Annotated in this window: 12 protein-coding genes; 3 read left to right on the top strand and 9 right to left on the bottom strand. The window is 66.9% G+C overall.

Annotation, left to right across the window (positions count from 1 at the left end; genetic code table 11):
• Positions 1 to 12 precede the first annotated feature (12 nt).
• From eutC to IC40_RS0109870, 9 genes are all read right to left on the bottom strand, one after another.
• The gene (gene eutC, locus IC40_RS0109910) at positions 13 to 786 is read right to left on the bottom strand and encodes an ethanolamine ammonia-lyase subunit EutC (protein ID WP_030134555.1); all 774 of its coding nucleotides are present in this window, start codon (positions 784 to 786) and stop codon (positions 13 to 15) included.
• 8 nt (positions 787 to 794) lie between these two features.
• A complete protein-coding gene (locus IC40_RS0109905; RefSeq protein ID WP_030134554.1) occupies positions 795 to 2204 on the bottom strand; it encodes an ethanolamine ammonia-lyase subunit EutB in 1410 nt (469 codons plus the stop codon).
• Positions 2201 to 3613 (bottom strand): ethanolamine permease, encoded by a 1413-nt coding sequence (eat, locus tag IC40_RS0109900; protein WP_030134553.1) that lies wholly within the window; start codon positions 3611 to 3613, stop codon positions 2201 to 2203. Before eat ends, IC40_RS0109905 begins: the two co-directional genes overlap by 4 nt.
• Positions 3614 to 3833: 220 nt before the next feature.
• Positions 3834 to 4292 (bottom strand): hypothetical protein, encoded by a 459-nt coding sequence (locus IC40_RS0109895; protein WP_030134552.1) that lies wholly within the window; start codon positions 4290 to 4292, stop codon positions 3834 to 3836.
• On the bottom strand, positions 4289 to 4651 hold the full coding sequence (locus IC40_RS0109890; protein WP_042509980.1) for a glycerol dehydratase reactivase beta/small subunit family protein: 363 nt from the start codon (positions 4649 to 4651) through the stop codon (positions 4289 to 4291). Before IC40_RS0109890 ends, IC40_RS0109895 begins: the two co-directional genes overlap by 4 nt.
• Positions 4644 to 6515 carry a diol dehydratase reactivase subunit alpha gene (locus IC40_RS0109885; protein ID WP_030134550.1) on the bottom strand — a complete coding sequence of 624 codons (1872 nt, stop codon included), beginning with the start codon at positions 6513 to 6515 and terminating at the stop codon, positions 4644 to 4646. The genes IC40_RS0109890 and IC40_RS0109885 overlap by 8 nt, the downstream gene beginning before the upstream one ends.
• A gap of 38 nt (positions 6516 to 6553) precedes the next feature.
• A complete protein-coding gene (locus IC40_RS0109880) occupies positions 6554 to 7144 on the bottom strand; it encodes a propanediol/glycerol family dehydratase medium subunit (protein WP_030134549.1) in 591 nt (196 codons plus the stop codon).
• Between the two features lie 2 nt (positions 7145 to 7146).
• The gene (locus IC40_RS0109875; RefSeq protein WP_042509981.1) at positions 7147 to 8874 is read right to left on the bottom strand and encodes a propanediol/glycerol family dehydratase large subunit; all 1728 of its coding nucleotides are present in this window, start codon (positions 8872 to 8874) and stop codon (positions 7147 to 7149) included.
• Positions 8875 to 8887: 13 nt separating this feature from the next.
• On the bottom strand, positions 8888 to 9316 hold the full coding sequence (locus IC40_RS0109870; RefSeq protein WP_030134547.1) for a diol dehydratase small subunit: 429 nt from the start codon (positions 9314 to 9316) through the stop codon (positions 8888 to 8890).
• A 214-nt stretch (positions 9317 to 9530) separates the two neighbouring features.
• Here IC40_RS0109870 and IC40_RS0109865 point away from each other — a divergent pair, with 214 nt between their 5' ends.
• The 3 genes from IC40_RS0109865 to cobA all read left to right on the top strand — a co-directional run bounded on the left by IC40_RS0109865 (position 9531) and on the right by cobA (position 12269).
• The gene (locus IC40_RS0109865) at positions 9531 to 10247 is read left to right on the top strand and encodes a (2Fe-2S)-binding protein (protein ID WP_030134546.1); all 717 of its coding nucleotides are present in this window, start codon (positions 9531 to 9533) and stop codon (positions 10245 to 10247) included.
• A gap of 182 nt (positions 10248 to 10429) precedes the next feature.
• A complete protein-coding gene (locus IC40_RS26840) occupies positions 10430 to 11080 on the top strand; it encodes a LuxR C-terminal-related transcriptional regulator (RefSeq protein ID WP_157837314.1) in 651 nt (216 codons plus the stop codon).
• Between the two features lie 52 nt (positions 11081 to 11132).
• Entirely contained in the window at positions 11133 to 12269 is a 1137-nt protein-coding gene (gene cobA / locus IC40_RS26465; RefSeq protein WP_081843379.1) for a uroporphyrinogen-III C-methyltransferase, read from the top strand.
• Positions 12270 to 12272 lie beyond the last annotated feature (3 nt).

Raw genomic sequence — 12272 nt, 5'->3', positions numbered from 1 at the left:
GTGGGGGACGGATCAGGTCAGTTCGTCGGGGTCGGCCGCGGCCAGTGCGCGTGAGGTGTCCTTGAGATCCACCCCGGAACGTCCGAGCGCCACGGCTCCGCCGACCAGGCCGGCGGCGACCCGGGCCGCCTCGGCATAGCCGAGCCCGTCGGGTGGATGGATGTTGGATATGCAGTTGCGGTCGGCGTCGGTGCGCCCCGGCCGCGGCAGATGGGTCAGGTAGATGCCGAGGCTGTCGGCCACGCTCAGACCGGGCCGCTCGCCGATGATCACCAACAGCGTGCGTACCCCCTGGGCCGCGGCGATGTGATCGCCGAGGGCGACCCGGGCCTGGGTCGCAATCACCGGTGGGGCCATGGAGTAGCGGTCGCCGAGCGCCGAGACCAGCGCGGCAAGCAGTTTGGCACCGTGATGGCTCAATGCCGTCGGGGAGAGCCCGTCGGCCAGCACGAAACCGATATCGGCGGGACTCGCCGGGACCTCGAGGGACTCGGCAGGCATCCTGCCGAGGTCGGGCCTGCGCAGGTACTCCTCGCGGGAACCGGCCCGGCTGGACACCACCACAGGCTCCCCGATTCCCACCGCCCGCACGGCGTCGGCGAGTTCGTCGGTGTCCAGCGGTATGTGGACCGCGTCCCTGGCAGCGGCGTGTGCGGCGGCCAATTCCAGCACCTGCCGGGTGGGCAGCGCGGTGCCGGCCCGGCCCAGCCCGATCCTGGCCTGGGTCGTCTTGCGCAGCTCGTCCCAGAACTCTTGAACGGCAACATCTGTCGGTGTATCGCGCATGGCACTCCTCATGGTGCGGAGGTCAGCGCACGCAGCGGTGAGTGCGTCAGGTCGAAGGGGGTCAGCCGGCCGGTGTCATCGACCATCCCGACGCGTTTGAGCCAGGCCTCGAACTCCGGGGCGGGCCGCAGTCCAAGGGTCCGGCGGGTGGTGAGCACGTCGTGGAAGGACAGGCTCTGGTACCCGAGCATCACATCATCGGCGCCGGGCACGGTGATCACGAACGCCGCACGGGCCGCCGCCAACAGCGTCAGCAGGGTGTCCATATCGTTCTGGTCGGCCTCGGCGTGATTGGTGTAGCAGACGTCGACGCCCATGGGCAGGCCCATCAGCTTGCCGCAGAAGTGATCCTCAAGCCCGGCGCGGATGATCTGCTTACCGTCGTAGAGGTACTCCGGTCCGATGAATCCGACGACGGTGTTCACCAGTAGCGGATCGAGGTCGCGCGCGACGGCGTAGGCGCGGGTCTCCAGCGTCTGCTGGTCGACCGGCTTGCCGCCAACACCGAGATGGGTGTGGGAACTCAGCGCGGACCCCTGCCCCGTCTCCAGGTACATGACATTGCTGCCGACGGTGCCGCGCTGCAGACCCAGCGCCGCATCACGCCCCTCGCGCAGCAACGAAATATTCACTCCGAAAGCGGAATTCGCACCCTCGGTGCCCGCGATGGACTGGAACACCAGGTCCACCGGCGCACCCGCTTCGATCAGTCCGATGGTCGTCGTGATGTGCGAGAGCACGCACGACTGCACCGGGATGTCGTAGCGGGTGCGGATCGAATCCAGCAGATCCAACAGATCCGCGGTCGCCTGCGGGGAATCGGTGGCCGGGTTGATCCCGATGACCGCGTCACCACACCCCAGCAGCAGACCGTCGAGGACAGCTGCGGCGATACCGCGCGGATCGTCGGTCGGATGGTTGGGCTGCAGTCGGGTGGCCAGCGTGCCGGGTAGGCCGACGGTGGTGCGGAATGCCGCGGTGACGGTGCATGCCGCCGCCACCGCGATCAGGTCCTGGTTGCGCATGATCTTGCTGACCGCGGCCACCATCTCCGGGGTCAACCCCGCAGAGATCGCCGCGATGCGCACCGCGGCATCGTCCCGCGACGCCGTCTCCAGCAGCCAGTCCCGCAGACCGCCCACCGTCAGCCCCGACACCGGGGCGAAGGCCCGCCGGTCATGGCTGTCCATGATCAGCCGGGTCACCTCGTCGGTCTCATACGGCACGACCTCGGTGTTGAGAAAGGTCTCCAGCGGCAGGTCCGCCAACACCCACGCGGCGGCCGCGCGTTCGGCGTCGTGTTCGGCGGCGCACCCGGCGAGCTGGTCGCCCGAGCGCAGTGGTGTCGCCTTGGCCAAGAGCTCCACGAGTCCGTCGAAGGCGTAGTTCACGCCCGAGACCTGCTGCCGGTAGATCACTTGAGTTCGCTCTCCGCCTTCGCGAGCATCGCGAACTCTTCGTCGGGCGAGTTGGCCACCAGCTTGTGCCGGCTGTAGACCGCGAAGTACAGCATGAACGCGGCGAACACGCCCAGGCAGATGCCGGCGGCGACCGGATCGACGAGGAAGGTGGCGATGACGGCGAAGACACCGATCACCAGGGCGAAACCGGTGGTCACCACACCGCCGGGGGTGCGGTAGGGCCGCGGCATGTCCGGTTCGCGCCGGCGCAGCACGATGTGGCTGATCATCATCAGCACGTAGCTGAGCGCGGCGCCGAAGACGGCCATGTTCAGCAGGGTCGCGCCCTGTCCGGTCAGTGACAGCCCGAACCCGATCAGTCCGGGAACGATCAGGGCCAGCGTCGGCGTCTTGCGAGAGTTGGTGACCGACAACGCCTTGGGCAGGTACCCGGCCCGGGACAGCGCGAACAGCTGCCGCGAGTAGGCGTAGATGATCGAGAAGAAGCTGGCGATCAGACCGGCGAGGCCGATGTAGTTGACGACCTTGGCCGCGGTGCCGTCACCGAGCGCCTCGACCAACGGGTTGCCGGAGCTCGACATCGCGTCGGCACCACCGGCACCGGTGGTCAGGATCAAAACCGTCGCACAGGTGACCAGCAGGACACCCATCCCGGCGATGATGCCGCGGGGGACGTTGCGCTCCGGATCGGCGGTCTCCTCGGCCGCCAGCGGCACGCCCTCGATGGCCAGGAAGAACCAGATGGCGAACGGGAACGCCGCCCAGATTCCGAGGTAGCCGTTGGGCAACCAGCTCGACGCGCCCGCTGCCGTCTCGTCGACCGCCATATTGGTCAGGTTGGCGATGTCGAAATGCCCGATCGCGGCGATCGCGAAGACGATGAGACCCACCAGGGCGATCGCGGTGATCACGAACATCACCTTCAGCGCCTCGCCCACACCCGCCAGATGGATACCGATGAACAAGGCGTAGGCGGCCAGGTATACCCACCAGCCGTCGGTGATACCGAACAGCCCGAGCGACTCGACATAGGCACCGATGAAGGTGGCGATGGCGGCAGGGGCGATGGCGTACTCGATGAGAATCGCTGTGCCGGTGGCGAAACCACCCCACGGCCCCATCGCCCGCCGGGCGAAGGTGTAGCCACCGCCGGCCGCGGGCAGCGCCGAGGACAGTTCGGCCATCCCCAGCACCAGCGCCAGGTACATGCCGGCGATGATCACCGCGGCGATGGCCAGCCCACCGAAGCCGCCCTGTTCCAACCCGAAGTTCCATCCCGAGTAATCGCCGGAGATGACATAGCTGACGCCCAGCCCGGCCAGCAGCACCCAGCCCGCGGTGCCCGATTTGAGCTGTCGTTTTTGCAGATAGTCTGCGCTCTCGAGGTGTTCTTCGACACCGGCCACTTCAAAACTCCTTCATTGACAGTGCAATTGCGCTCGATCGACGGTGATCGGGGGCGCCGGAACGGGCGTCTCCGCATCTGCCAGCCGCTGGCTGACCGGGAAGCGTTCGACTGCCTTGTACGAGTCAGCCTAAAGGTCGGTTAGCCGACCTTTGGTTAAGTAGTATCACCCGTTACCGGCGCGCTGTCCAGCCCAACATGGCCTCGAAAACGCACCGAATCTATGCAGTTCGCCGGGATACCGGGGGCCATTGCCGTGCGGAGGTCGGCAGCGGCGCCGTCGGGCAACCCTTTTCGGCTTCCTGCAGATTGGCCGCAGCCAAGGCGGCCATATCGCGCCAGAAGCCGACCCTGTCGATCTGGAGTGAACCCACCGCCGCCGACCGCCACCGTGCGATATGCGGTGTGAAGAACCGGTTCTCGTCCAACAACTCGTTGGTCGCCGTCACCAACGCGCCGTCCACCGGATCGGCGACCGACAGTGTCCGCCACAATCGGATGGCCCGCCGCAATCTGCGTCGGTGCTCCCGCAGCGCCGACAACAGCCAGCGCACCGCAATCCGGCCGTCCTCGTCGATCCAGTCCGCATCGCAACAGCTGCTCACAAACGCACTGTGCGACTTGACCGAAGCCTCCAGCGCCGTCAACACGTCGACGGCTTGTGCGGCCACATCGGTCATCTCGGCACATCCATCAGAGGCACACCCACCACGATGCGCGCGGCATTGTGCCCGGCGACCCGGCCTTCGCGCGGGGTTGCCGGCTGCGCGGCGGACAGACCCTCGACCCCGTCGGGCAACTTGTCGTGCAGGATCGCGACCCCGCCGTCGGCGTCGATGCCCACGCCCACATCCAACGACGACCGTGCCGCAGCACGTCGCGCCAGCCGTTGCGCATCGCTGTCGCCGTCCGGGGCCACCCGTTCGACGAGGTAGGGCACGCCCTCCTCCTCGATACCGGCCAGCACCTCACTCTCCAGTGCGCCACCCGCGCTCAGGACAAGGATCGCCGGTTTCTCGGGCTGTCCCCCTTCAAGCATCGACCGGCGCCCTGTCGCGCTCACGCGACCGGGCGGCATACGAGGCCACCAGACCGGACGCCACAGCATTGCGCGGCCCCTCGGTTCCGCGCACATTTCCAGTCCCACAGACGATTCCGTAGGGTGCGACCGCATCGGCGATCAGCTCGGGAATCTCGAAATCCAGCGCGCATCCACCCAACAGCACCACGAAGCCGATCTGGCGGAGGTCACCGTGCGGCGCGACCGCGCGCAACGCGCGCAGGGCGTTGACGACGAAGACCCGTTCCTTGGCAGTCCGGCGGACCGTGCGGATGCGGTCCAGTGAGTGCCGGGTCGGGATGGGGCTCATCCCGGTCTCGGAGAGGGTGACCACTCGCGCAAAGGCGTTGGGCGGCAGCGGTTTGTCGAAGAACTGCACGGTGCCGTTCTCCAGCCGGACGTGAAAGAAACTCTCCGCCTTCCCCAGCGGCAACCGCTTGATGTCCTCGGCCAGCTCCAGGTTGTCCAAGCCCAGTTCGGCGTCGATGAGCTTGGTCACCAGGTCCCCGGCGCCGGCCAGGTGGACGGCCTGCACATCACCGGAGCGCTCGATCACCGCCGCATCGGTCGATCCGCCACCCATGTCGAGGACGACCAAGGGCTTTTCGGTGCCCGGTGTGGTCAACGCACCGAGCACGGCCATCTCGGCCTCCACTCCGCCCACCACCGCCGAGATGCGGGTGGCACCGGCGTCACGCAATGCCGTCGCAACCGCGTCGGCGACGGCCTGCATCCCGCTCTCCTTGGTGCGCACCATGGCCGCCAATGCGACCGCGTTCTCCAGGGCCACCTCACCGGCCACCCCGCCACGCACCTCCTGGGGAACCAGAGTGTCGATCGCCAGCAGATCCTGGATGCGCACATCGGCCAGCGCGTGTTTGGACAGATCCGCCATGCTCTGTCGGACATTGGCGATCATGCCACCGGTGTTGGTGCCCGATTCCCCGAGCACATCCTGGAGCGGACTGACGCGCTCGACCTCGGCCATGATCTCGGCAGCACCGCGGGAGACGTCGATGAGACCTCGCTTGGAGGCGCCGATGAACTCCAGCGAACCTGCCGGGATGGTGCGGTCTTCCACATCACCGGACGGGGTGCGCACCACCACCGCAGACCGGTTACCGGTCAGCGCTCTGGCCACCGGGGAAACCACCCGGGTCTGGTCCGGATCGAGCTCGAAAATGGTTGCCAATCCATAGGCATTCGACAACGTGCGGATGGATTGGCCAGGTCCGGCGACCTCGACTGCCGCGAGCATGCCGACCGGGACGGCGTCCACGCGGGAGACCTCGTCGATGATCGGGATCTTGGTGGCCAACCGATTGGCCACCAGCACCGCGTCGTCGTTGCCGAGGATCGCACCGGTCACGTCCGCACCGCGCTCGACGGCCTTGTTGATGGTGGTGGCAGTCCATTCGAAATCGGCGCCACCGGGCACCAGGACGATCACGGAATCACCAGGATGCACGTCGTCCAGCGACCCGATATCGACGATGACACCGACACCCAGCCCACGGCCACCGGGCGTGCGCGGGTCGTGTCCGATCATCGTCGACTCGGTGATGATGGTCTCGGTGATGGTCTCCATCGCCAGTCCACTGATCACCGGGGTGGCCTCGTTGAGCAGGATCAGATCCAGCTCGTCCACCGTGATCCCGGCATTCTGCACGGCGCGGGTGACCGCCTTGACCACGCCCTCGGCGTTGCGGACGGTGCCCTTGATCCCCGATGTGCGGGTCAGCGCGCCGCCGAGATAGACCACCGAGCCGGTCTCGTCTATCCGGGCGACGCTGCCCTCGGTTGTCGAGTTACCGATATCGACCCCGACCACCGTGACACTCACCAAGACCTAACCTCCCTGCTGCACGCCCGCCCCGGCGATCAGACCGCGGCGGCGACGCTGAACTTCGGTGTCACCTCGACGGGCTTGTTGCCCTTGCGGATCTGCTCGGTCTCCTTGAGGTGCAACAGCGCCGCCTTGGCCTGCCACCGCGGGCGGGCCATCTGGTCGTTGAGCGTCGGAACCGGCTCCGGGGATTCACCCTTGGCGTACTGCGCGGCGTTGGCACCGATACTGCGGTAGGTGTCCAGTGTGAGCAGCGGGCACTGGGGGAACAGTTCCAGACTCGACAATCGCGGCAGATCGCGCTGATGGATCATCGCGGTACCGCGCGAGAGGATCCCGATCCCGATGCCCGAGCCGGACAGTTTGGCAGCGGTGTGCGCCAACACGGCCAGATCGGCGCTGTGCCGGACACGGATGCAGCGTGCCGCCACCTCCTGTTCCTCGATACCGGCCAAGATCTGGCGGATGACCTCGGCATGCGGGGTGTCGACGATGGTCTTGCTGAAGAAGTCGGCAAAGGCCGGCGAGATCGCCAGCACCACCTCGTCACTGCGCGTTCCGCGCTGCGCCGGTCCGACCTCTTCGAACGCGAGTGAACGCTGTTCTTCACCGATTGTGGTCGACATGGTCACTCCACCTCCATTTCCGGGTTGGCAGCGCTGGTCACATGGCGCAGTCGCTTCATTTCCTCCCACCGTTGCCCCGTCGGCCGGTAACCGGTGTCCGGGCCGTTGTAGTCGTTGGCGTCGTTGACCGCCGACAACGGCTGCAGATCACGCGTCATGATCGCCGATGTCTGCAACAGATCACCGGAAATGCGCTGCCGCAGAACGGTGAACAGATTCCGTGCGATATCGGAGAAGCCGGTGGCCTCGAGCGCCTTGACCAGATCCAGGCCGGTGATGCCGCGGTCCATCACCTGCTGAGCGCCCTTGAGATCCTCCAGTACATCGCGCGGGATGCACTCACGACTTCCGTTGGCGTACACCGCGGCATCGATCTCGGCATCGCTGATCGGCGGGAGGTCGAGGTGGGCGAACACCGCTTGCAACGCCTTGGCAGCGCGGGTGCGTACCGCCAGGATGTCGGCTTCCTTGACGTGGCGCAGACCCCCGTCGATCTGCAGATCGCGCTGGATGGTGTTGAAATCGTCGAAGTCGTCGCTGTCGAGGTTCGATCCCGCGAACATGTTGTCGTAGTTGGGTACCGCCGAGTAGCCCGAGCAGACGAAGTCGGTTCCGGGCATCATCTGGGGCATCAGCCGCGCGGTCCGGCGCATCGGCGAATGCGAGAACGACTGGTCGTTACCCGAAGCACATTCCAGATCCACTGCCGAGGCGATGAGGTTCTCGGCGGCCACCGCCCGGATACCACCCGGCACCGCGCCCGGCACACCGATACAGGAGATCGACCCGTTCTGCAGCCCCTGTACGCCGGCACCCTTGGTCACCAGGATGCAGCGGATCTCCAGGTACAGCATGGATTTACCCTGCGCGTTACCCATCTGGACCTCCGAGCCGGTGCCCGAGGTGAAGCGCATCTTGATCCCGCGTGATGCGTAGGCCGAGGCCAGGAACGCCTTGGAGTACGGCGTGTCATCACCGTCGACGAACACCGGTTCGGTGCCGTACACCGATATCGTTTCGGCGTAGGCGGTGATCCCGCGCATACCGAGATCGAGTTCGGTCGCTTCCTCCAGCGCGCACTGGGTCAATGGTCCACCCGTGCCCACCTGGCTGCCGATCTGCTGGGCCATGGCCACCAGCGGTGCGTACCGCACCACGCCCAAAGTCGTTTCCATCTCCGCGAATCCGCGGATGGAGGCCTCGGCCGCCTCGCAGACGACCTGCACCGGGTTGTCCCGCGCGCTCGTGCAGTGGGCCTGGTTGGCCGGCGTGCGGCGGGCCCGCATCTTCTGCATCGCCATCATGATCTCGACGATGTTCAACGTCTTGGCCACTGCCAGCAGCTTCGCCGGCGTCAGTCCTTTGGTCACCGCGATGACCTCGGCGCGGGTGACGGTGGGATTGACCAACATCATCGCGATCTCGGCCGCCGGCATCGCCATCGAGGCCTCGGTGGTCTCGACGTCGATCGCCTTGTCGGCGATGAACTGGTCGATGAAGTCGAAATCGGCGCGCGCCACCCCGTCCATCTCGACGATGACGCCGTTCTCGACACGGACGCTGGGCTCCGGATCGAAGGCGCTCTCCATGGCGACCATGCCGACCTCGGGCCATTCCTCCACGAAGCCGTCGAGGTTGACCGGGCGGTCCTCCAACAACATCGTGCGGTGCGAGTGGCGGACACCATCCTTGCCGGTGGCGGGATCGTGCGGGACTGCTGAAGCGGTCATTGTCCAGGGGCTCCTATTCGCTTTCGGCCAAGATGTCGCGGCGTTCGTAGACTTCGGCGGCCTCACGCACCAACGTGGCCAGATGCTCGGCGTTGTAGGTGTCGAGCAGTTCGTCGGCGATGGCGTCCAGTTCGGCCTTCGTCGATGCGTTGGGGCGCAGCGCGTTGTAGATCTGCAAGACCCGCTCGTCGGAGATGGCCGTCATCTCGGCGGCCCGCCGCATGTTCGCCCCGATCTGGGTGCGCCCGGCCTTCTCGGCGATCTGCGCCTGCAGGCGCAGCGCCTCCGGGGTGATGCGCAGATCGGCGGCCTCGATATCACCGGCGATCACCGCATCCATCGTCACGGCGTCGAACGGCTTACCGGTCGGCGTGAACAGCAGATCGCTGCGATGCACGCTCAGCGGGTAGTCCACCGCCGGGTCCAGGTTTGGTTCCGTCATGAACTCTCCCAAAGGTTCGGGGCGGGAGGCGCTCCGCCGCGGGGTGTGTGACGTGTCGCCGGCACGTATCGCCCATTGTGTCGCCCGTCACGTTGCACGAGGGTTGCACCGTCCACCCGGAGGGCATCGCACTGACCGTTCGGCTAGTTGTCGGCACCGGAATGCGCGGACGCGATCACGGGCGGCGGCCGATTGTGGCTAGGGTCGGTGCCTGATGGACAGTCGCCACACAGTCGTCGATGCCCTTTCCGAGCTGCCGCGGCTCGGCGGGTACTTCGCACTGAAGACCCGGGATGATCCCGACTCTGTGGAGCTCGCGCAGTTGGCGGACCCGGAGACGACGCACTGGTTCGTCGCGGCAACCAGGGCAGCGATCGCGGCATCGATGGCGGTCGACATCGAGTCGATCCCGGTGCGGGTGGCCGCATCATCGTTCCACTTGGGTGTCGCCGCGCGGCTGCTGTCGCCGCTGGTCGGTTCGGCACTGTGCCATCAACGCATTCCGATCCTCCTGCCGGACAACGTGTTCTATCGGGTCAGCGCGCACCACCCGGATTTCGGCACCACCGTCGACGGACTACGGGTCACCGCGGGTCCGGCAGCTGCCGGCGCGGCGATCTGCGCGCTACTGCCCGATCTCTTCGACCCGTTGCATCACGCGCTGCGTTCGGTGGCCGGGCTCCCGACCCGGGTGGCGCTGGGCAATCTGACATCGGCGGCCAACGGCGCGGTCACCGTCCTGGCGATGACCCGCCCCGACCTCGAACCCGCAGGCAGGGAACTGGTCGCCGCGTTGACCCGTCATGCCCCACTGCGTGACACCGGCGATTTCGGACGGGGCACGTTCACCAGGAACAGTTGCTGCCTGTTCTATCAGGCACCCGGCGGCGGGCTCTGCGGAGATTGCGTCCTGCCCGTTGCGCGATCGTGAGTCGGTGCGGCAGCACGACGCATGCAACGTTGCTGCAACGCCATCATCGCTATCCTTCGGCCGCCAATGGCAGGACGGAGTCAGTCATGAGTTTGTCACCCCACCGATACGTCCCGATTCCACCGCCACGACGCCGCCGTGGCACCAGCAACACATACGAAATAGCCTCTGCTCGTGGTGATTTGACTGATCACCAACGACTGCGGACAACCCTTGTCCTCGATGACGAACTGGTTCGGCACGGATTGACACACGTGATGTCCTGCATCGAGGAGATCCAATTCGTCGGTGATCTTCGACACGGTCCCGAACTCGTCGAACGCATCCGCCAGCTGCAACCCGAACTGCTGATCCTGGGAATGCCACCGGCAGGCACATTGATCGATTTGCTGACCGAACTCGACAGCGCGGTGAAGGTGGTCGTGGTGACCGACAGTGAGCACGCCGATTACAACACCGTCGAGCTCCTGCGTGCCGGTGCCGACGCCCTGGTGGACCGCCGCTCATCGGCCACCGAGCTGCGCGCCACCTTCGCCAAGGTCGTCAGCGGGCAGCCTGCCCTCGACTCGCTCAGCGTGCAATCACTGATCTCCGAGTTACGCTCCCCGGCGGTGCCCCGCACAGCGGGCGACACCAGACTGCTCACCGCCCGTGAACGAGACGTCCTCAACGAGCTGGTCGAAGGCCTGGACAATCGCACCATCGCGGGCCGGTTGTTCGTCTCCGAGGCGACGGTCAAGTTCCACCTGCACAACATCATGAACAAGTTCGGGGTGCACAAACGCGCCGCGCTGATCGCGGCGGCCCTGCGCGGTGGGGACACCACGGGGTGAGGCAGCCCCCGACACGACACCTGCCGACCACCACGACCCGAGGAATCCGACGATGACCACGAGCTCACCCTCGACGCGGGTGCCGTGCACGCTGCCGGTCGAACTGGCGTTACGCGGACACCGGGTGACGGTCGTCGGAGCCACCGCGCGCGCGGCCGTCACCGTGGCCGAACTGATCGAGGCGGGCGCGTTGGTCACGGTGATCGGCACGCACGCCACGCCGTATCTGAGCGACCTCGCCGAGCGGGGCCTGGCCACCGTCCTGTACCGGAGCATTCAGCCCGGCGATATCGATTCGGCGGCAATGATTTTCGCCTCCACCGATGACGACGACCACAATCGGTGGATCGCCGAGACGGCACGCGAGCTTGCGGTGCTCTGCGTCGTCGACAACGGACCGACCGGACAGCGCACCGGGCGGCCGGGCATGGGCCGGGTGATCCTGGTCGGAGGCGGCCCCGGCGATCCCAGCCTGCTCACCGTCGCCGGCCGGGACGCCATCGTCGCCGCCGATACCGTCGTCACCGATCGGCTCGCCCCCGTCGGTGCGTTGAAACGGCTTGCCCCGCATGCCGACATCATCGACGTGTCGAAGATCCCCGGTGGGCGGCGCACCGAACAATGGGATATCAATGCGCTGCTGGTCTCCCGGGCACTCGACGGCCAGGTGGTGGTGCGTCTCAAGGGGGGTGACGGGTTCGTCTTCGGCCGCGGCGGCGAGGAGCTCGACCATTGCGTCCAGGCGGGAGTGCCGGTCGAGGTGATCCCGGGCGTCAGCTCGGCGATCGCCGCACCGGCATCGGCCCTGATCCCGGTCACCCATCGCGGGCTCACCCAAGGTTTCACCGTGGTGTCCGGCCATGTGCCCCCCGGCCATCCCGAGTGCACCGTCGACTACGCCGCCCTGGCACAGGCCAATACGACGTTGGTGTTGATGATGGCGGTCGCCAACCTGGCCTCCATCGCCACGGCGTTGACCGCGGCGGGGATGGACCCGGCCACCCCGGCCGCGGTCGTCGCCGACGGCAGCCTGTCCAGCCAGCACGAGGTGCGCGGCACGCTGGGCACCATCGCCGGGCTGGCCCGCGCGGCGGGTATCGAACCGCCCGCGACAACGGTCATCGGCGCGGTCGCCGGGTTCGTGCCCGGCCGGGCGCCGGCGCAGCGGGTCGCCCAGACCCACGCCTGACCC

Source organism: Mycolicibacterium neoaurum ATCC 25795 (assembly GCF_000691525.1).
Lineage (GTDB): Bacteria > Actinomycetota > Actinomycetes > Mycobacteriales > Mycobacteriaceae > Mycobacterium > Mycobacterium neoaurum.
This window is presented reverse-complemented; position numbering and strand designations above follow the sequence as displayed.

What these genes read in the sequence shown, in the direction of transcription:
- eutC (WP_030134555.1), bottom strand. Translation starts at nt 786, where the DNA reads ATGCGCGATACACCGACAGATGTTGCCGTTCAAGAGTTCTGGGACGAG.
- IC40_RS0109875 (WP_042509981.1), bottom strand. Translation starts at nt 8,874, where the DNA reads ATGACCGCTTCAGCAGTCCCGCACGATCCCGCCACCGGCAAGGATGGT.
- IC40_RS0109895 (WP_030134552.1), bottom strand. Translation starts at nt 4,292, where the DNA reads ATGACCGATGTGGCCGCACAAGCCGTCGACGTGTTGACGGCGCTGGAG.
- IC40_RS0109880 (WP_030134549.1), bottom strand. Translation starts at nt 7,144, where the DNA reads ATGTCGACCACAATCGGTGAAGAACAGCGTTCACTCGCGTTCGAAGAG.
- IC40_RS0109870 (WP_030134547.1), bottom strand. Translation starts at nt 9,316, where the DNA reads ATGACGGAACCAAACCTGGACCCGGCGGTGGACTACCCGCTGAGCGTG.
- IC40_RS0109865 (WP_030134546.1), top strand. Translation starts at nt 9,531, where the DNA reads ATGGACAGTCGCCACACAGTCGTCGATGCCCTTTCCGAGCTGCCGCGG.
- IC40_RS0109890 (WP_042509980.1), bottom strand. Translation starts at nt 4,651, where the DNA reads ATGCTTGAAGGGGGACAGCCCGAGAAACCGGCGATCCTTGTCCTGAGC.
- cobA (WP_081843379.1), top strand. Translation starts at nt 11,133, where the DNA reads ATGACCACGAGCTCACCCTCGACGCGGGTGCCGTGCACGCTGCCGGTC.